The sequence below is a fragment of the Shewanella sp. NFH-SH190041 genome (assembly GCF_024363255.1).
Taxonomy (GTDB): domain Bacteria; phylum Pseudomonadota; class Gammaproteobacteria; order Enterobacterales; family Shewanellaceae; genus Shewanella.
The window spans coordinates 14,874-34,214 of the sequence record NZ_AP026070.1; the positions used below are offsets into that span (position 1 = coordinate 14,874).

The 19,341-nt window shown below is 48.9% G+C and carries 20 protein-coding genes and 1 rRNA gene; 13 read left to right on the forward strand and 8 right to left on the reverse strand.

Translation table 11 applies throughout. The features are described 5' to 3' along the window. Positions 1 to 327: 327 nt before the first annotated feature. The 3 genes from NFHSH190041_RS00060 (at position 328) to hemG (NFHSH190041_RS00070) (ending at position 3,025) form a co-directional block, all read left to right on the forward strand. A complete protein-coding gene (locus NFHSH190041_RS00060) occupies positions 328 to 942 on the forward strand; it encodes a YigZ family protein (protein WP_261923317.1) in 615 nt (204 codons plus the stop codon). Positions 943 to 1,028: 86 nt separating this feature from the next. Beyond that, a complete protein-coding gene (locus NFHSH190041_RS00065) occupies positions 1,029 to 2,486 on the forward strand; it encodes a TrkH family potassium uptake protein (RefSeq protein WP_261923318.1) in 1,458 nt (485 codons plus the stop codon). Next, positions 2,486 to 3,025 (forward strand): menaquinone-dependent protoporphyrinogen IX dehydrogenase, encoded by a 540-nt coding sequence (gene hemG, locus NFHSH190041_RS00070; protein WP_261923319.1) that lies wholly within the window; start codon positions 2,486 to 2,488, stop codon positions 3,023 to 3,025. Before NFHSH190041_RS00065 ends, hemG (NFHSH190041_RS00070) begins: the two co-directional genes overlap by 1 nt. A 40-nt stretch (positions 3,026 to 3,065) precedes the next feature. Here the strand turns inward: hemG (NFHSH190041_RS00070) and NFHSH190041_RS00075 are convergent, their stop codons facing one another. Further along, complete coding sequence (locus tag NFHSH190041_RS00075) at positions 3,066 to 3,371, reverse strand: ArsR/SmtB family transcription factor (RefSeq protein WP_261923320.1); 306 nt, start codon at positions 3,369 to 3,371, stop codon at positions 3,066 to 3,068. Between the two features lie 192 nt (positions 3,372 to 3,563). Between NFHSH190041_RS00075 and hemG (NFHSH190041_RS00080) the strand changes: the two genes are divergently transcribed. Next, positions 3,564 to 4,094, forward strand: a complete 531-nt coding sequence (gene hemG, locus NFHSH190041_RS00080; protein ID WP_261923321.1) for a menaquinone-dependent protoporphyrinogen IX dehydrogenase — start codon at positions 3,564 to 3,566, stop codon at positions 4,092 to 4,094. An 86-nt stretch (positions 4,095 to 4,180) separates the two neighbouring features. On the opposite strand, the gene NFHSH190041_RS00085 is transcribed toward hemG (NFHSH190041_RS00080), so the two are convergent. From NFHSH190041_RS00085 to def, 5 genes are read right to left on the reverse strand one after another with little or no spacing between them, the layout of a single operon-like run. After that, complete coding sequence (locus NFHSH190041_RS00085; RefSeq protein ID WP_261923322.1) at positions 4,181 to 5,623, reverse strand: TrkH family potassium uptake protein; 1,443 nt, start codon at positions 5,621 to 5,623, stop codon at positions 4,181 to 4,183. 19 nt (positions 5,624 to 5,642) lie between these two features. Next, positions 5,643 to 7,052 carry a Trk system potassium transporter TrkA gene (gene trkA / locus NFHSH190041_RS00090; RefSeq protein WP_261923323.1) on the reverse strand — a complete coding sequence of 470 codons (1,410 nt, stop codon included), beginning with the start codon at positions 7,050 to 7,052 and terminating at the stop codon, positions 5,643 to 5,645. A gap of 29 nt (positions 7,053 to 7,081) precedes the next feature. After that, positions 7,082 to 8,362 (reverse strand): 16S rRNA (cytosine(967)-C(5))-methyltransferase RsmB, encoded by a 1,281-nt coding sequence (gene rsmB, locus NFHSH190041_RS00095; protein ID WP_261923324.1) that lies wholly within the window; start codon positions 8,360 to 8,362, stop codon positions 7,082 to 7,084. Between the two features lie 3 nt (positions 8,363 to 8,365). Continuing rightward, the gene (gene fmt / locus NFHSH190041_RS00100) at positions 8,366 to 9,325 is read right to left on the reverse strand and encodes a methionyl-tRNA formyltransferase (RefSeq protein WP_261923325.1); all 960 of its coding nucleotides are present in this window, start codon (positions 9,323 to 9,325) and stop codon (positions 8,366 to 8,368) included. Positions 9,326 to 9,340: 15 nt separating this feature from the next. Then, positions 9,341 to 9,853 (reverse strand): peptide deformylase, encoded by a 513-nt coding sequence (gene def / locus NFHSH190041_RS00105; RefSeq protein WP_261923326.1) that lies wholly within the window; start codon positions 9,851 to 9,853, stop codon positions 9,341 to 9,343. A 152-nt stretch (positions 9,854 to 10,005) separates the two neighbouring features. Between def and NFHSH190041_RS00110 the strand changes: the two genes are divergently transcribed. The 3 genes from NFHSH190041_RS00110 (at position 10,006) to NFHSH190041_RS00120 (ending at position 12,691) form a co-directional block, all read left to right on the forward strand. Beyond that, positions 10,006 to 11,118: a LysM peptidoglycan-binding domain-containing protein gene (locus NFHSH190041_RS00110; RefSeq protein ID WP_261923327.1), complete on the forward strand. Its 1,113-nt coding sequence runs from the start codon at positions 10,006 to 10,008 to the stop codon at positions 11,116 to 11,118. An 86-nt stretch (positions 11,119 to 11,204) separates the two neighbouring features. Continuing rightward, entirely contained in the window at positions 11,205 to 12,215 is a 1,011-nt protein-coding gene (gene dprA / locus NFHSH190041_RS00115) for a DNA-processing protein DprA (RefSeq protein WP_261925180.1), read from the forward strand. A 2-nt stretch (positions 12,216 to 12,217) separates the two neighbouring features. Then, the gene (locus tag NFHSH190041_RS00120) at positions 12,218 to 12,691 is read left to right on the forward strand and encodes a DUF494 family protein (RefSeq protein WP_261923328.1); all 474 of its coding nucleotides are present in this window, start codon (positions 12,218 to 12,220) and stop codon (positions 12,689 to 12,691) included. Between the two features lies 1 nt (position 12,692). Here the strand turns inward: NFHSH190041_RS00120 and NFHSH190041_RS00125 are convergent, their stop codons facing one another. Next, positions 12,693 to 12,938, reverse strand: a complete 246-nt coding sequence (locus NFHSH190041_RS00125; protein WP_261923329.1) for a hypothetical protein — start codon at positions 12,936 to 12,938, stop codon at positions 12,693 to 12,695. Between the two features lie 312 nt (positions 12,939 to 13,250). Here NFHSH190041_RS00125 and NFHSH190041_RS00130 point away from each other — a divergent pair, with 312 nt between their 5' ends. The 5 genes from NFHSH190041_RS00130 (at position 13,251) to NFHSH190041_RS00150 (ending at position 16,532) form a co-directional block, all read left to right on the forward strand. Next, complete coding sequence (locus NFHSH190041_RS00130; RefSeq protein WP_261923330.1) at positions 13,251 to 13,820, forward strand: type I DNA topoisomerase; 570 nt, start codon at positions 13,251 to 13,253, stop codon at positions 13,818 to 13,820. A gap of 144 nt (positions 13,821 to 13,964) precedes the next feature. After that, positions 13,965 to 14,528 (forward strand): L-threonylcarbamoyladenylate synthase, encoded by a 564-nt coding sequence (locus NFHSH190041_RS00135; protein WP_261923331.1) that lies wholly within the window; start codon positions 13,965 to 13,967, stop codon positions 14,526 to 14,528. 4 nt (positions 14,529 to 14,532) lie between these two features. Continuing rightward, positions 14,533 to 15,450 carry an oxygen-dependent coproporphyrinogen oxidase gene (gene hemF / locus NFHSH190041_RS00140; protein WP_261923332.1) on the forward strand — a complete coding sequence of 306 codons (918 nt, stop codon included), beginning with the start codon at positions 14,533 to 14,535 and terminating at the stop codon, positions 15,448 to 15,450. Then, positions 15,451 to 16,272 carry a shikimate dehydrogenase gene (gene aroE / locus NFHSH190041_RS00145; protein ID WP_261923333.1) on the forward strand — a complete coding sequence of 274 codons (822 nt, stop codon included), beginning with the start codon at positions 15,451 to 15,453 and terminating at the stop codon, positions 16,270 to 16,272. Then, positions 16,269 to 16,532 (forward strand): DUF1488 domain-containing protein, encoded by a 264-nt coding sequence (locus tag NFHSH190041_RS00150; RefSeq protein ID WP_261923334.1) that lies wholly within the window; start codon positions 16,269 to 16,271, stop codon positions 16,530 to 16,532. Before aroE ends, NFHSH190041_RS00150 begins: the two co-directional genes overlap by 4 nt. 72 nt (positions 16,533 to 16,604) lie before the next feature. On the opposite strand, the gene NFHSH190041_RS00155 is transcribed toward NFHSH190041_RS00150, so the two are convergent. Continuing rightward, positions 16,605 to 17,141 carry a gamma carbonic anhydrase family protein gene (locus NFHSH190041_RS00155; RefSeq protein ID WP_261923335.1) on the reverse strand — a complete coding sequence of 179 codons (537 nt, stop codon included), beginning with the start codon at positions 17,139 to 17,141 and terminating at the stop codon, positions 16,605 to 16,607. 522 nt (positions 17,142 to 17,663) lie between these two features. On the opposite strand from NFHSH190041_RS00155, the gene NFHSH190041_RS00160 reads away from it, so the two are divergent. Further along, a 16S ribosomal RNA gene (locus tag NFHSH190041_RS00160) occupies positions 17,664 to 19,206 on the forward strand. Positions 19,207 to 19,341 lie beyond the last annotated feature (135 nt).

Below are 19,341 nucleotides of genomic sequence, written 5' to 3' on the forward strand. Positions count from 1 at the left end.
CATTGTGCGGCTGAGCCGATGATTGTTTGACCGGCTGCCGCTCAGTTTGCGGCCAAAATGAAAAAAAAACAACCGTGATTTTAAACGGGTGTTTGATTTTGGTTGCAAAAAGGTGTCTTTGAGCAAGTGTTTGTCTAAGGTCAGATTTTTTGATTATGTATTATTTTATCTGCTGGGATTGGCCTTGAAGCCAAAGCTGGTGTGCCGTTACGGAATAACAAAACTGTGTTTACAACGGCGGTAAAGGGCGCTGTCGGGGTAGAATGGCTCACTACAGCACTGTTGCTGTTATGCCAGTGATTGATTGTGATTTTGCAGAGGACGAGTTTGAGCGAACGTTACCCGATACCGGCCCAAGAGCTGATTTTTGAAGAAGAGATTAAACACAGCCATTTTATTTCTGTGCTGTTTCACTGTGCCAGCCCGGAGCACTTTAAACAGCAGTTAAACGATATTCGGCTGCGCTATCCCGGAGCGACCCATTACTGCCAGGCCTTTCTTACCGGCAAGCCTGGTTGCACTATGACGGCGGGATTCAGTGATGATGGTGAGCCTGCCGGCAGTGCTGGCAGACCCATGCTGGCGGTATTGCAGGGCTCTGGTATTGGAGAGATTGGCGCTGTGGTGATCCGTTATTATGGCGGCATTAAATTAGGCGTAGGGGGGCTGGTTCGGGCATATGCCTCTGGTATTAAACAGGCATTGCCACAGTTACCTACCTTGATGAAGCAGATCCGTTTTCCCGGCACACTGGCCTGTGATTATGCTCGGTTACGGGATGTGGAATATGTTTTGGAGCAACATGATGGCGTGATTGTTGATCGCCAATTTGGCGCAGAAATTGTGCTGGCATTTGAATTACCTCGCTCCCAACAAGAGGCGGTGAATACCCAGTTGGCAACGATCAGCCAGGGTTGTGTTCAGGCGCATTTTGATAACTGAACCGTGCTTGCGCTGCTTATTTATGACAAAATAAATTTTTCTTTATAATCGCATATTTAACGCTAGCGTTTGACCGGGCACTGTCAATGCAATACAGAACGATAACAAGAATCATCGGCCTGCTGGTTGGCCTGTTTTCTATGACTATGCTGCCTTCAGCTCTGGTGGCTTTTATTTATAAGGACGGTGGCGGTAAAGCATTTATTCAGGCCTTTTTCGTCAGTCTGATCATCGCTTTTCTGCTTTGGTACCCAAACCGGCAATGTAAAAAAGAGCTCCGTACCCGGGAAGGTTTTTTGATTGTGGTACTGTTCTGGACCGTGTTGGGACTTATCGGTACCTTGCCGTTTATTTTTTCTCATCAGCCTGATTTAAGTTGGACAGATAGTATCTTTGAATCTTTTTCTGGCTTAACGACCACGGGGGCGACCGTGATTGTCGGTTTGGATTCATTGCCCAAAGCCATCTTATTCTACCGGCACTTACTGCAATGGCTGGGGGGAATGGGGATCATTGTACTGGCGGTGGCTATTTTGCCCGTATTGGGGGTCGGTGGGATGCAGTTGTATCGCGCCGAAATTCCCGGGCCAGTGAAAGACAGTAAAATGACCCCCAGGATTGCCGAAACAGCGAAAGCACTGTGGTATATCTATTTGTTGCTGACTATTGCTTGTGCTTCAGCTTACTGGTTGGCCGGTATGTCGGCATTTGATGCTATCTGCCACTCATTCTCCACTATCGCGATTGGTGGCTTTTCTACCCACGATGCCAGTATGGGCTATTTCCACAGTCCGACTATCAACCTTATCTGCGTATTTTTCCTGCTGGTTTCGGCGATAAACTTCAGTATCCACTTTGCCGCTTTTTCCCGCCGCGGGATTAATTTTAAGGTGTATTGGCGGGATATGGAGTTTAAGGTGCTGATTGGCGTTCAGCTGATGTTGGCGGCTATCTGTTTTGGCACCCTGTATTACACAGGCATTTATGACTCTGCCGAGGAAACGTTGGATTATGCCTTGTTTCAGGCGGTATCGATTTCGACTACGGCGGGCTTTGGTACAGAAAGTTTTCACCTGTGGCCGCTGTTTTTACCTATGCTGCTTATTTTTTCCAGTTTTATTGGTGGGTGTGGCGGGTCAACTGCCGGTGGCATCAAGGTCATGCGGATGATCTTGCTTTTGCTGCAGGGCTCGCGCGAGTTAAAGCGGCTGGTGCATCCCCGGGCGATGTTTTCTATCCGGATTGGTGCAACGGCATTGCCGGATCGGGTCATTGATGCGGTATGGGGATTTTTCTCTGCTTATACCTTGGTTTTTGTTCTTTGTATGCTGGTGTTGTTGGCGCTGGGAATGGATAACATCACCGCCTTTAGTGCCGTCGCCGCCTGTTTGAATAACCTCGGTCCAGGGTTGGGTGAGGTTGCCAGTAACTACGCCAGCATTTCAGATGGGGCTAAATGGGTGCTGGTGATTGCCATGTTATTTGGGCGGCTGGAAATTTTTACCTTATTAGTGTTATTTACCCCAACTTTCTGGAAAAACTGATGAGTCATATCCTAATTGTCTACTCCACCATTGATGGCCAAACGCGGCGTATCTGTGAGCGTATTGCCATTATTTGCCGCGAAGCGGGATCGGGTGTGGATGTGGTTGAGTTGGCGCAGCTCGATGAAACGAGATTGGCGGAGTATGACAAAATCCTACTGGGCGCCAGTATCCGTTATGGCCGCCATCGCCCGGCTGTACAGGCGTTTGTCCAGCGTTATCAGGCATTGTTACACCAGAAAGTCAGCGGCTTTTTCAGTGTGAATGCGGTGGCGCGCAAAGCTGACAAAAATACGCCGCAAACCAATCCTTATATGCAAAAGTTCTTTGCTGAAACCGACTGGCAGCCTGACTGTTTAGCTGTGTTTGCAGGACGAATTATTTATCCGGAATACGGTTTTTTCGATCGTAATATCATTCGCTTTATTATGTGGCTGACCAAAGGGCCAACCAATGTGACGCAGCGGTTTGAGTTTACGGATTGGCAAAAGGTTGATGCTTTTGCTGCGCAATTTGCCACTATGATGGTGGAGAAATAAAACAGCCTGCAAAGTGCAGGCTGAAGGAGGACATGCAGTATCAGACACAGAATTGTCGGTACATAATGCTGATGACATCCCGGACACCATCGTTATTAAGGCGATAGTAAATATTTTGGGAGCTTTTTCGGCAGGCAACGAGTTCTTGCTTGCGTAAAATAGCTAGGTGTTGCGACAGAGCCGATTGGCTAAGGGGAACGGTCGCATTGAGTTGGGTGACACTGAGCTCTTGCTCTAACAACTGGCACAATACAATTAATCGATAGGGATTTGCCATCGCTTTAAGCCACTCAGTTGCTTGCTGGGCATTAGTCACCATTTCCCCGGTATCGATTTTCTTTTCCATATTTACCTGCGTATTTTCAAAGGATTAGCTGATTCTAATCGCAATGGGTTTCAGGCGCCAGTCTTGTTACTGTGGCATTGCACGCCGGGTTGTGGAACTGAGTGTTGGCATATTTGTGATCCTCGCTGCGGCAGCGGTTTGCTGATGCTGTAATATGCTCTACTGGGCAGTTGTCTTCTTAATGGTATCGAGATGAAAACCGTATTAATACTCTATTTTTCTCGCGGTGGTCATACCGCAAAAATTGCCAATACCATTGCGGAGCAGATCCGCTTGGACGGTGATCAGTGTGATGTGGTGAATATTCGTGATGGTGTGGAACCACAATGGGATAAATATGATGTGATTGCCCTTGGAGCGCCGGTACTGTACGGCACTTATCATAAATCTGTTTTTGCTTTTATTGAGCGTTATCGGCAACAACTGGCCGACAAACCGAATAGCTTCTTCTGTGTTAATGTGGTGGCGCGTAATCCGGAAAAGCGGGTGTTAGAAAACAATAAATACCTGCAGAAGTTTCTGACCTTATCTCCCTGGCAACCGACAGATTTAAAGATTATTCCCGGTAAGGTGGATTATCCTTCTTGGCCTTGGTATGACCGTTTGGCAATTCAGTTGATTATGAAAATGACCAATGGGCCGACAGATCCGAAAGCTGTGATTGATTATACCGACTGGCAAGATGTGAAACGTTATGCCAGCCATTTACGGCAACTAGCCTGATACTTAATTACCAGCGACGACCGTTTTTAGGGTTGTGGAAAATGGCGCCTGGGGGACTGGGCGCCATTTTTGATGGTGCGATGGGCTCAGTACTTCCAAAAACTAGGGTGGAATAGTACTGCGACAGTCAGGATTTCCAGTCGCCCTAGTAGCATGCCGATGGCCAGTGACCATTTGGCAATATCCGGCAGCGAAGAGAAATTGCCTGATGGCCCCACTACTGGTCCGAGCCCTGGCCCGACGTTGGTCACTGCGGTGATTGAACCTGAAATGCTGGTCATGGGATCCAGCCCTGTGAGTACCAGAATAAAGGCAATCGCCACAATTACTCCGAGAAAGAGCAGGCTGAATGTCACTATCGAGCGGACAATATCATCGGATACCGGGCGATTGTTGTAGGTTTGACGAAACACGCCATTGGGATGGAATTGCAGTTTCAGCTGTTCCCGCATAACGGATAACGCAATTTGAAAACGGAAAATTTTAATCCCGCCCGCTGTTGAACCTGAGCAGCCGCCAACCAACATGAGAAACAGGAATACCACGTAGGAGAATCCTCCCCAGGTGCCGTAATCTGTTAATCCATAGCCTGTGGTGGTGACCACTGAAACCACGTTGAAACTGGTCAGACGGATAGCATCATTGAAGGCGACATCCCGGGTATACCAAAGCCACACGGCGAGAACCATAGAGACAGTGATCAGCAGCATGATATAACCGCGTACCTGCGCATCTTTCCACACACTCATTGAGCGTTGGCTGATCGTCTGCATAAACAGCAAAAGGGGTAACCCCCCAGCTGCCATAAAGACGGTACCAACCCATTGTGCCCCATGACTGAAATTGGACATGGATTTATCTGAAGTGGAATAACCACCGGTGGACAGCGTGGTCATAGCATGGTTGATGGCGTCAAACCAGTTCATCCCCGCGATGTGATAGCTAATGGCACACATAATGGTGAGCAGGATGTACACCCAGAACAGGTTTTTCGCCATGCTGCGGGTACGGGGAACCGCTTTATCTCCCCAGTCAGAGCTTTCGGTGCGGAACAACCGCATCCCCCCGACGTTGAGGAAGGGCAAAATGGCTACGGCCATCACAATAAAGCCGATCCCTCCCAGCCACTGCAACAGGGAGCGCCACATCAAAATACTGTGGGCCATATTATCCAGTCCGGACAATACGGTAGAGCCCGTAGTTGTTACCCCGGACATGGTCTCGAAAAATGCATCTGTGTAGCCGATACCGTGGTAGAGGGTAAATGGCATCGCGGCAAATAAACTGACAATCAGCCAGGTGAGGCTGGTCAGCAGAAACATGTCGCGGATATTGAGCTTGAACTGCTTTCTTTGCCCACTATGGATACACATACTGGCGACTGTCCCTGTAATCAGGGCCGACAGCATAAATGCGCCCACTGTTTCTTCGCCATAGATCAGCGCAAAGAACAGTGGTAACAGCATAAAGCCTGCCATCATCGACAGAAAAGTACCCAGAATGAACAACAGCGGACGGATGTTCAACATAGGATTGATTTCTACGTGATTAGAAGAAAAATGCGCTCGGCTGGAACAGCTTCTCGACTTCGCCGATAAACTTTTTGTTCACTAAAAACAGAATCACATGGTCCCCCTGTTCGATCACTGTCTTGTCATGAGCCATCAATACCTCTTCGTCACGGACGATAGCACCGATGGTTGTGCCGGGCGGCAGCTTGATATCGCCGATAGCCTTACCGACGACCTTTGAAGTATTGGCGTCACCGTGGGCAATTGCCTCAATGGCCTCAGCGGCACCACGCCTCAAAGAATACACATTACAGATATCGCCTTGACGAATATGGGTCAGCAGCGCCGAGATAGTGGCCTGTTGAGGTGAAATGGCGATATCAATATTGGCCTCCTGCACAATATCCACATAGGCTTCACGCTGGATAAGTACCATTACTTTTTTGGCACCCATGCGTTTGGCCAACAGTGCCGACATAATATTGGCTTCGTCATCATTGGTGACGGCAATAAATACATCGGTCTGATCAATATGTTCTTCCTGTAATAACTCCTGATCGGATGCATCGCCACAAAAGACTGTGGTGTTTTCCAGTTTTTCAGACAGTGCTTCGGCCCGTTCTAGCCGCCGTTCAATCAGTTTAACGGAATGGCTGCGTTCCAGCCGCTTGGCTAATCCCAAACCGATATTACCGCCACCGGCAATCATGATATTGCGGTAGGAATTGTCCAGCTTCTGCATTTCACTCATCACGGCCCGGATATGGCGACTGTCAGCGACAAAGAACACTTCATCATCGGCTTCGATAATCGTGGTGCCCCGGGGCATGATAGGTTTACCTTGGCGGAAAATCGCTGCCACCCGGGTATCAATATTCGGCATATGCTCGCGCAGGGTTGCTAGCGCATTGCCGACTAACGGGCCGCCATAATATGCCCGTACCGCCACTAAGCTTAAGCGGCCTTCGGCGAATTCCAATACTTGGAGTGCACCAGGGTATTCCACCAATCTTTGTATGTAAGCGGTTACTAATTGCTCAGGTGCTATCAGTTCATCGATGATAAAACCACCACGGGGACGGGAGTCACTGTTTTTGGTTTCACTGTCGATAAAAAGTTTGTCCTGGATCCCCAGATACTGCTCGGAACGGATCCGGGCAATTTTGGTGGGAGTGCCAAACAGGGAGTAGGCGATTTGGCAGGCGGCCATATTACACTCATCACTGTTGGTCACAGCAATCAGCATATCGGCATCTTCTGCTCCGGCCTCTTTTAGCACTCCCGGGTGGGCGCCATGACCGGCAACCACACGGAGGTCAAACTTATCCTGCAGTGAATTTAGTCGGGCGCGATCACTGTCGACAATAGTGATGTCGTTGTTTTCGCCCACCAGATTCTCGGCCAGGGTGCCCCCGACCTGACCTGCCCCTAAAATAATAATCTTCATGCGGTTGCCCGTATTATCTCGCCGCTGATTTAGCCGGCTTTATGCAGAAGCGCGTAATAGAAACCGTCCATTTGATGCTGCCCCGGCAGGATTTGCCAACCGGTTTCGCCTTCTTTGGCCTGCGGCAGTGGCTCTAGGGTAGCATCGGCGGTGCGGGCAAGGAAGGCTCTGATTTGATCGCTATTTTCAGCCGGCATAATTGAGCAGGTAGCGTATACCAAGGTGCCGCCGGGCTTAAGCCACTGCCAGCAGTGATCCAGCATTTGGCACTGTAATTCAGCAAGCTCTTGAATATCTTTTTGTTTTCTTAGCCATTTGATATCTGGGTGGCGACGTATTACTCCGGTGGCGGAACAGGGCGCATCCAGTAAGATTCGGTCGAACTGACCACCTTGCCACCAGGTGTCGATATTGGCGGCGTCGCCGTGGATCACTTGCGCGGTGAGTTTTAGTCGATCGAGGTTTTCTTGTACCCGGGTGAGCCGTTTGGCATCAAAGTCGACGGCAACTAATTGGGCATTAGGGGCTTGTTCTAGAATATGACAGCTTTTACCGCCGGGGGCGGCGCAGGCATCCAAGATCAACTCACCATTTTGTGGGGCCAACAATGTCGCGGCCCACTGGGCGGCGCCATCCTGTACTGAGGCTGCACCGTCAAAAAAGCCGGGTAATATCGCAACATCTTTCGGGCTGTCGAGTAAAATGGCATCTGGGCTGTTGCCCGCACTGGCACTGATATCTAACGCTGCGAGTTGCGCAAGGTAAGCGTCACGGCTTTGACTTAGTCTGTTGTTGCGCAACCACATCGGTGGGCGCTCATGACTTTGTTGGATAACCTCTTGCCACTGTTGTGGATAGGCACTCTGCAGGGCTTTAATGATCCAGGCCGGGGTGTTATAACGCAGCACCTCATTGTCTTCTGCCAGTGGTTGTTGGTTACGTTGAATGGTACGCAGTACACCATTGACCACTTTCACCAGCCCTTCAAACTTCAGCTGACGACAAGCTTCAGCTGTTTCAGAAATCGCCGCGTGAGGCGGGATCCGGGTAAAGAACAGTTGGTAACAGCCGACCAGTAGCAACTGATGTACGATGCGTTGTTTGCCCTTGAGTGGTTTGCTCAGGCAATCACTGATCTGTTTATCCAGCTGTGGCAGAAAACGCATTACGCCATAGCAAAGCTCTGCCAGAAGCGCCTTGTCTTTGCCACTGGCTAATTTGTGCTGTTGCTCTGGCAGCGCAACGGATAAAGAGATGCCCCGCTCCAGTACATCAAAGACGGCTTTGGCCGCCAGTGCGCGGATATTCATGGGTTATTCTGCCTCCGCAGTAGCAATTATCTTGCCCGGGGTAAACCAGTCAGCGCGGCCATTAAGGATATCCGCTGCGGCAAGAGGTTTTTTACCCGGTAACTGCAGCGTCTGTAGGATCAGCGAACCTTGGGCTGTGGCTATTTCAATGCCTTGTTTGCCGGCATTGATGACAGTACCCGGTGTTGCATCTGTCGCCGTAGGGTTAACCTGAGTTTGCCATACTTTTACTGTGCTGCCTTCGTGTTCAAAGTAGCTGACTGGCCAAGGATTAAAAGCACGCACTTCACGCCACAGGGTTTCTGCGGGTTTATTCCAATCAAGCCGGGCTTCTTCTTTACTCAGTTTTGCGGCGTAGTTGGCAAGGGATTCATCCTGTTTTTCTGCTATTAAGGTACCGTTGGCTAAACCTTGTAATGCTTCAAGCAGCGCATCTGGGCCTTGCTGTGCCAATTTTTCATATAAGCTGGCAGAGGTATCGTCATCCATGATTGGTAAATGGGTTTTTAGCAGCATATCGCCAGTATCTAGACCAATATCCATTTGCATAATGGTTACACCGGTAGCGCTATCGCCGGCCCATAACGCACGCTGAATCGGCGCTGCGCCGCGCCAGCGTGGCAGAATTGAACCATGCACATTGATGCAGCCCATTTTCGGGGTATCTAGTACCACTTGTGGCAGGATTAAGCCATAAGCAACAACGACCATCAGATCGGCATTTAGGGCTGCCAGTTCACGCTGGGCATCTTCATTACGCAAGGAGGCTGGCTGGTAAACCGGAATATCGTGCTCAAGGGCCAGAGATTTAACCGGGCTTGGCGTCAGTTTTTTACCGCGACCCGCAGGGCGATCCGGCTGGGTGTATACGGCAATAATATTATGATGTGAGCCAATCAGAGCCTGCAGATGGCGAGCGGCAAAATCCGGCGTACCGGCGAAAATGATATTTAACGGTTTCAAGATAAATCCTGTAAATCAGTTGGCTTTAGTTTGCTGGCGGGCGGCTTTTTCTAATTTTTGCCGAATACGCTGTCGTTTCAATGGCGACAGGTAATCGACAAAGAGTTTGCCTTTGAGGTGATCCATTTCGTGTTGGATGCAGATGGCAAATAACCCGTCAGCGTCAATGGTAAATTCGTTTCCATCCCGGTCCAGAGCGGTGACTGTGACCTGCTCGGCACGATCTACTTTGGCATAGAACCCCGGTACAGAGAGGCACCCCTCTTCGTTACAGAAGTCACCACTGCTATGAAGCAGACGAGGATTAATAAAGACCTTGGGGCGTTCAACATCATCTTGAAGATCCATCACAATTAACTGTTGATGGAAATCAACCTGGGTGGCAGCTAAGCCTATGCCCTTTTCTTGGTACATGGTGTCGAACATATTATCGATTTGAGTTTGCAGCGCATCACCAAAGTCCGTGACCGGCTCGGCGATGGTTCTCAACCTCTCATCGGGGAAACGTAACACATTGAGTAAAGCCATATGTAAACTCTTAACAAGTCTGTCAAAATTACACCAGTTAGTTATACTGGCTCTAAGGGGGCTAAATTGAAAAACAAAGCCCACAGTTGCCTTAATTTTAATCCTTAGCGGCATGCAATAACAGTAAAAGCTGACTAACGGCACGAATGAACATGGATGGTCTGATGAAACGCATTTTCCTGCCTCTGATGCTGGGGGGCGCACTTTTAGTGCAAAGTGCTGCTGGGGTTGCAGATACCCTGACCTTGAAAGCCGGTCATCCGGATACTTACCTGGTGAAAAAAGGCGATACGCTGTGGGATATTTCTGCCCACTTTTTAGATGATCCCTGGCGTTGGCCCACGCTGTGGGGGGCTAATCCACAAATTGCCAACCCGCATCTGATTTATCCTGGTGACAGGTTGACCTTGGTATTTATTAATGGCGAGCCAAGATTGGTGGTCAAGCCTCTGGTACGCCAATCGCCACAGGGACGGATACAACCCAAAACGGGTGCTGTTCCGGTTGTCGATTTAGCGCTAATTCGCCCTTATCTTATTCAAAATCGGGTAGTGGCACCTGATTGGCTTGCTAGCCAGCCGGTTGTTTTAGGCGGTGAGTCCCCTTCTCGTCACCATATTGCTGGCGATATTATTTATGTTCAAGGCGCGCTGACTGCCGGAACAAAAGTGGGGCTTTATACTGGAGGTCGGGTTTTTAGCCGGCAACAGGATGGTGAGGTTTTGGGCCAAGAGGCCATTTTAACTGCAGCGGGGCAGGTAGTCAGTTCCGGTGAAATATCCAAGGTTAAATTGCTGACGTCGTACCGAGAAAGTAAAGCGGGTAACCGGATCTTATCTATTGATGATTCCGCTTTGCTGCCCATTTATTTTATGCCCCGGGCTGCGCAAGTCAGTACGCCTGCCCATGTACTTGCATCTGGAATTGATATTCGTGAAATGGGTAAGCTAGACGTTGTTTATCTTGACCGCGGCGCGATAGATGGTGTCACTGCCGGTGATGTTTTTGCGGTGCATCGTCCAGGCGATACTGTGGTATTCAATCATGATAATCAGCCGGTATCTTCGCTGGAACGCTCCCGTTATGAAAATATGCTAGCAGCGGTTTCTGATACCAGCATACAGTTACCGCCGATTTACCATGGGCAGATTATGGTGTTTAAGACGTTTGAACGGACCAGTTTAGGGCTGATTATGGTGAATGAAAGGCCGGTGCGGGTTCATGATAAACTGTCTTCTCCTCAACCTCCGTTGTTGGGAGAGTGACACTGACCGCGCCACTGATAGATTGGGTGACGATTGCCTCTGCATCTGGCATTGGAGCTGCTGGGGTACAGCGGCTACTACAGGTGATGGATGTCGAAGAACTTAGTCAGCGTCTGAGGTTTGAGCCCGACACTTTACCTGGGGTTAATGTTAAACGATTAATGCTGCGGCCGGCGCGGGTTGAACAGGCGCTGCAATGGCGAGATGCCAGTGAGCAACACCATCTGATTGCTTTTGATGACCTTTATTATCCTCCGTTACTAAGACATATATATGATCCGCCTGTGCTGCTATTTGCTAAAGGCGATCATACTCAGTTGTTGCGACCAGCTATAGCTGTAGTCGGAAGTCGTAGTGCATCACGAAACGGATTGGATATCGCGACATCACTGAGTCAGGAGTTAAGTTTGTGTGGTCTGGCGATATGCAGTGGTATGGCATCAGGTATTGATGGTGCTGCCCATCAAGGGGCGTTGGTGAATTCAGGTGTCACTTTGGCAGTATTGGGGACTGGGGTCGATCAATGTTATCCGGCTCGGCATCGGCAGTTATATCAAAATATTGCCGAGCGGGGATGTTTGCTGAGTGAGTTTTGGCCTGGTACTAAACCTGTGGCGGCAAATTTCCCGAAGCGAAATCGGATTATCAGTGGTATCAGTGTCGGTACTTTGGTGGTGGAAGCCCAGCTAAAAAGTGGCTCCTTGATCACAGCACGCCTTGCCTCAGAGCAAGGGCGGGAGGTTTTTTCTGTGCCAGGTGGAATTTTGAGCGGTCAGAGCCGCGGATGTCATGAATTGCTTAAAAATGGCGCCAAACTTGTGGAGAATGTCAGCGATATTACCGAAGAAATTTCACCATTATGTGGGCTACATCTTGAAGATTTACCCCAGCAACACCATATAAAAGGCGATAATGCCTGTGAGTTGCCATTTTTACCCCTATTAGCTAGTGTGAACTATGAGGTCACAACATTAGATGAGGTGGTAGAACATAGTGGAAAGACGATAGATCTTGTGTTGGAACAAATACTTGAACTTGAGTTACAGGGCTGGGTGGCTGCGGTGCCCGGAGGTTACGTCAGACTAAAGAGGAACTAGCCATGTTCGATATTCTCATGTATCTGTTTGAAAACTATGTCCACAGTGAGATGGAAATGATGGTTGATGAAGACGAACTGACTCAGGAACTGACTCGGGCGGGCTTTCATCAGGCTGAAATTCTTAAAGCATTTTCTTGGTTGGAGCGTTTAGCTGAGCTACAGGAAAGTGACAAACCTTATCTGCGCAACCATGATCAACACTCCTTCCGTATTTTTACCGATCAGGAAATGACGAAGCTGGATGTGCAATGCCGTGGGTTCTTGCTGTTTTTAGAGCAAATCCAGGTATTGAGTGTTGCCACCCGTGAAATGGTGATTGACCGGGTGATGGAGTTGGATGAACAGGAGCTGGGGTTGGATGATCTCAAGTGGGTGATCCTGATGGTGCTGTTTAATGCCCCAGGCAATGAATCCGCTTATGCTCAGATGGAAGATTTGATTTTTGAACAGCCCGAAGGGATGCTGCATTCCTAAATCAAATAGTGAGCGCTGCCAAATCATCTTGGAAAGATGGTTTTAAAAAGATAAAGCCATAAAATATGGTGATGTAAATAATGAAGGGGACCTCAAGGTCTCCTTTTTTGTGCTTGCGACATAGTGATTGCAGACTGTATTGACCTAGAGGCTGGCTTTTTACTTGTATATACAAGTCTGTTTGTGCCGGTTTTGTTGGCTGGCCTTGGCCGAGACAGAACAGGGCAGAAAATCCCTTGTTCTGCATTTTGCTCATATCCTGTGGTGTGGCGACTTTTCTACTGATACGGTAATTACTTTATACCTCCTTAATTTCCGGCTAAAACATTGTGGATTTAACATAATATTTAGTGGGTGTTCGGGCGGGTGAAAGGTCATTATTTACTTCGTAAGGGCAGTTATCGTCAGCAGTAATCATATTTGTCCTAAGAGATTTATATTTCTGGTCATTATGAAACTGGCATAGATATTAGGATTGTATTGGTTTGGTGCGGTATTTGATTTTCACTAATCGGCCTGCCTGATAAGATGTGAGAGTAGGCCGTAACGAGAGATAATCATGGCAAATAAGATTGATGAGCAGCTGTTCAGTGTGCATAAACGTGCTTTGGCTCGCGAATATGAAGTTTGTCCCAAGTGTGGGGGGGAGCTGACGGTTCGCCATTCCAAGCACGGTAGCTTTGTTGGCTGTGGTAATTATCCGGCTTGTGATTATATTCGTCCCACAGCTCAGCATGAAAATTTGGCCGCACAGCTTATTTCTGGCTCTGAGTGCCCTGAATGCGGTCATGAGCTCGCAGTAAAGTCCGGTCGATATGGGTTATTTATTGGTTGTAGTCAGTATCCTGCATGTCAGCATATTGAAAAACTAGAATCCCGCGATGAAGCTGAGGTGAGTTGCCCCCAATGTCATCAAGGGGCGTTAGAGCAAAGAACCAGTCGTTATGGTAAGCCTTTTTATGCCTGTAACCGTTATCCTAAATGTCGTTTTATCGTGAACTATCCTCCAGTTGCTGAAGCTTGCCCTGAGTGTGGCTTTGGTATTTTAGTTAAGCGACATGGGGCTGGCGGGGATCGACTGGAATGCCCGAGTAAAACGTGCCGCTATCGCCGAACACTGGCGGACTAGATTTGCTGAATAGGTTTTGTGATCAACCCCATAAACTTTGTTTGTCCTCACCGTGCCGGGTATCATTTATCCAATTTCGCATCAAGGTATTGCCCGGTCTCCGGGAACCCCTGATATCCGCTAATACAAAAGGTAAAGATAAAGATGTTGCAATTGCCACCTTCTGAGAGTGAAGCCGTGATCCGTAAGGGCGGTGTTATTGCTTACCCCACCGAAGCTGTGTACGGTCTGGGGTGTGATCCAGATAATACTGCTGCACTGCAGCAACTGTTAGCGATTAAGCAGCGCCCCTGGCAGAAAGGTTTGATTTTAGTCGCCGCAGATATTGGCCAATTATCAGGGTATGTTGATTTTGCTCAGTTATCGGCTGAGCAATTGGCGCTGGTTAACAGTAAATGGCCCGGGCCGGTGACCTTCGTGATGCCAACATTCAGCCATATATCGCCTTTATTACGGGGCGAGTTTGATTCAATTGCGGTGCGTGTTTCAGCCCATCCGGTTGTACAACAGCTTTGTCATACTTTGGCTAAGCCTCTGGTTTCAACCAGTGCGAATTTAGCGGGAGAACCATCGGCCGTCAGCGCTGATGAGATCTTGACGCGGTTCTCCGGGCAAATCGATGCATTAATTCTTGGCGAGTTAGGACAACAACGTCAGCCTTCCACCATTATCGATGTGCAGTCAGGTCAGGTGCTAAGACAGGGATAACACTATGGAGCAAGTGGACAGCCAGCGAGTTAAAGCGTTTTTGTTATCTCTGCAGCAGCAGTTGTGTGATGAGTTAGCAGCGCTTGATGGACGGCAACAGTTTCAGACTGATTCATGGCAACGTGCCGAAGGTGGGGGCGGTTGTAGCCGAGTGTTAACTGATGGGACTATCTTTGAGCAGGCCGGGGTTAACTTTTCCCATGTTACCGGTGCACAGATGCCAGCTTCGGCGACGGCGCATCGACCTGAGCTTGCGGGCCGCAGTTTTGAAGCCATGGGGGTGTCTTTAGTGATCCATCCCCGTAATCCTTATATTCCCACAACCCATGCTAATGTTCGTTTTTTCATAGCTAATAAGCCTGGGCATGATCCTGTGTGGTGGTTTGGCGGGGGCTTTGATTTAACCCCATATTATCCATTTCGCAGTGATGTGGTGGATTGGCACCGGCAAGCACGAGCACTATGCCAGCCTTTCGGGGCTGATATATACAGCAAATATAAATCTTGGTGTGATGAATACTTTTTTCTGCCTCACCGAGGAGAAACTCGCGGGGTCGGTGGATTATTTTTTGACGATCTCAATCAACCGGGTTTTGAGAATAGTTTTGCTTTTATGCAGGCGGTTGCCAATGGTTTCTTGCCGGCTTATCGGCCAATTGTATTACGGCGGCAGGATACCCCTTACGGAGATAAAGAGCGGCAGTTTCAATTGTATCGTCGTGGCCGTTATGTTGAATTTAATCTGGTATATGATCGGGGAACCTTATTTGGCCTGCAAAGTGGCGGCCGCACTGAGTCCATTTTAATGTCGATGCCGCCCTTGGTGCGCTGGCAGTATAACTTTACCCCTGAGCCCGGCTCTGCGGAAGAGTCGTTATACCGAGATTATCTTAAGCCTTGTGACTGGTTGACTGGAGAGTAAATGAAAGATTTATATGCGGTATTTGGCAATCCTGTTGCGCACAGCAAATCGCCACAAATTCATGAGTTCTTTGCTAAACAGACTGGGCAGGACATGCATTATCAGACTCGGCTCGCTGCTCTCGATGGCTTTGAACATGCTGTGCGGCAGTTTATCGCTCAAGGTGGTCGGGGCGCTAATGTTACCTTGCCTTTTAAAGAGCAGGCATTTGCGCTTTGTGATGAAGTGAGTGATTATGCCCGGCAAGCGAATGCGGTAAATACCCTGAGCATATTGCCTGATGGCCGACTGCTGGGGGATAACACAGATGGTCGGGGGTTGATTGCCGATCTGCTGGCTGTTATGTCGCTTAAGCATAAGCGCATTTTATTGATAGGAGCCGGTGGCGCGGCTCGTGGATGTATTGGGCCATTATTGGCTTGTCAGCCAGCCGCTTTAGTGATCTGCAATCGCACTCAGCATAAAGCTGAACAGTTAGCGAGCTTATTTCAAACTATGGGGCCAGTGACTGCTGAGCCTATAGCAGAGCTAAAAGCTGGCTTTGATTTGGTTATCAACTCTACGTCAGCCAGCCTTAATGGACAACTTCCGGCGATTCCTTCGGCTGTTATCACGGAAAAAACACTGTGTTATGACATGATGTATGGCGCAGAATTGACCGCTTTCAATCATTGGGCGAAGGAACAGGGGGCCCAAGAGGTGAGGGATGGCCTTGGGATGTTGGTCGGACAGGCTGCTATTAGTTTTGAAATCTGGCGCGGGGTTCGTCCAGGGACTGAGTCCCTTATCGCGTTACTCAGAAATCAACTGGAGTCTCAATGAATCAGAATATCTTGTTTCCTGATCTGCAGAGCTGGGATGCCGGCAAACAGCAGGTCGTCTTCCCTGTTCAGGTAGAAGGACGCACATTATTTTGTGTGATTAGCGTGAAAAAATTAGCTCAGATAAGTGGTGTTAATGGTATTACGGCTGACAATGTCCTGACGGTGTTTAACGATGCTCGCTTTGATATTGAAGATATGACCGAAGCTTTAGTCGAAGATGAGGCTTATGATGATCAAGGCCATATTAACCTTGGTTGATGTGCACTAGCCGTGACACTGAATTATTAGAAAGGCTGACATTAACTTTGTCAGCCTTTTATTTTGGGACTGTTATTGCTCAAGGTATTCGTTTTTTAGTCGGACATAATTGTCGGCAGATGTTTTTAGAAAATGGATTTCATCTGCGTTGAGCTGCCGGGCAATTACTGCGGGGCTACCTATATAAAGATGGCCTGATTTTAGTGTCTTATTTGGTGGCACCAGTGTGCCGGCTCCAATCATGACATCATCTTCAATTATGGCACCATCGAGAATGATGGCTCCCATACCAATCAGTACTCTATTTCCTATGGTGCAACCATGTAGCATGGCTTTGTGTCCGACAGTAACATCATCACCAATGAGCAATGGATAGCCTTGAGGATTTTGCCCTGAAGTTCGGGTGACATGTAGTACGCTGCCATCCTGAATATTGCTGCGTGTTCCGATACGGATGTAGTTCACATCGCCACGGGCGGCAACTAAAGGCCAAATACTACTGTCAGCTCCTAATGTGATGTCACCAATCAACACTGCACTACTATCTACATAGCACCCAGCAGCTACTTGTGGCGCCTTCCCTTGGTAATACCGGTTATTTGACGACATCGAATTTTCCATTTTGTAGTTTTTTTAACAGTATAACGGTTAAAAAAACGCTGAATAGGGTGATTTGTCAGCAAACGGCTGTTGAATTGTATTTTTCTTCCAATTTTGGCTTGCGCAAACCATTTGCACGCCTATAATGCACCCCATCGACACGGCACAACGCGCTTCCAGCGGTTGTTGAAGTGATGATTCACTCACTTGCTAAGGCGGTGAGTGACGCGAAAAAACATTTGAAAAAATGCTTGACGCGACAACAGGAAAGCGTAGAATACGCAGCCCTGACCCGGTGAGAAACAGCATCGGTTGCTCTTTAACAATATAAACAGACAAGCAAATCTGTGTGGACATTCGCAGATGTTGATGAGGTCGACAAAGACTTATTTCTCCTAACGGAGAGCATCAATGAAACGAAGTTCGCGCAGCATGCAAATGCAGTCATTGCCTTCTCTTTGTTTAAAGAAAGGGGTAATGATGCAAAGACAGAATTCATTGAGCAGAACCTTCGGGTTCAACCAAAACTTTTAATTGAAGAGTTTGATCATGGCTCAGATTGAACGCTGGCGGCAGGCCTAACACATGCAAGTCGAGCGGTAACAGGAAGTAGCTTGCTACTTTGCTGACGAGCGGCGGACGGGTGAGTAATGCCTGGGAATATGCCGAGATGAGGGGGATAACAGTTGGAAACGACTGCTAATACCGCATAATACCTACGGGTCAAAGCAGGGGACTTTCGGGCCTTGCGCATCTTGATTAGCCCAGGTGGGATTAGCTAGTAGGTGAGGTAAAGGCTCACCTAGGCGACGATCCCTAGCTGTTCTGAGAGGATGATCAGCCACACTGGGACTGAGACACGGCCCAGACTCCTACGGGAGGCAGCAGTGGGGAATATTGCACAATGGGGGAAACCCTGATGCAGCCATGCCGCGTGTGTGAAGAAGGCCTTCGGGTTGTAAAGCACTTTCAGCGAGGAGGAAAGGTTACTGGCTAATATCCAGTAGCTGTGACGTTACTCGCAGAAGAAGGACCGGCTAACTCCGTGCCAGCAGCCGCGGTAATACGGAGGGTCCGAGCGTTAATCGGAATTACTGGGCGTAAAGCGTGCGCAGGCGGTTTGTTAAGCGAGATGTGAAAGCCCCGGGCTCAACCTGGGAACCGCATTTCGAACTGGCGAACTAGAGTCTTGTAGAGGGGGGTAGAATTCCAGGTGTAGCGGTGAAATGCGTAGAGATCTGGAGGAATACCAGTGGCGAAGGCGGCCCCCTGGACAAAGACTGACGCTCATGCACGAAAGCGTGGGGAGCAAACAGGATTAGATACCCTGGTAGTCCACGCCGTAAACGATGTCTACTCGGAGTTTGGTGCCTTGAGCACTGGGCTCTCAAGCTAACGCATTAAGTAGACCGCCTGGGGAGTACGGCCGCAAGGTTAAAACTCAAATGAATTGACGGGGGCCCGCACAAGCGGTGGAGCATGTGGTTTAATTCGATGCAACGCGAAGAACCTTACCTACTCTTGACATCCAGAGAATTCGCTAGAGATAGCTTAGTGCCTTCGGGAACTCTGAGACAGGTGCTGCATGGCTGTCGTCAGCTCGTGTTGTGAAATGTTGGGTTAAGTCCCGCAACGAGCGCAACCCTTATCCTTACTTGCCAGCGGGTCATGCCGGGAACTTTAGGGAGACTGCCGGTGATAAACCGGAGGAAGGTGGGGACGACGTCAAGTCATCATGGCCCTTACGAGTAGGGCTACACACGTGCTACAATGGTCGGTACAGAGGGTTGCCAAGCCGCGAGGTGGAGCTAATCCCAGAAAGCCGGTCGTAGTCCGGATCGGAGTCTGCAACTCGACTCCGTGAAGTCGGAATCGCTAGTAATCGTGGATCAGAATGCCACGGTGAATACGTTCCCGGGCCTTGTACACACCGCCCGTCACACCATGGGAGTGGGCTGCACCAGAAGTAGATAGCTTAACCTTCGGGAGGGCGTTTACCACGGTGTGGTTCATGACTGGGGTGAAGTCGTAACAAGGTAGCCCTAGGGGAACCTGGGGCTGGATCACCTCCTTACCTAAGCGACACATTACGCTGTTGAGTGTTCACACAGATTGCCTTGTCTGGCAACATTGACTCCTTAGTTGAGTTGATGACGTTCTTTAACAATTTGGAAAGCTGATAGTAGAAACAAACCTCTCTTTTTAAGAA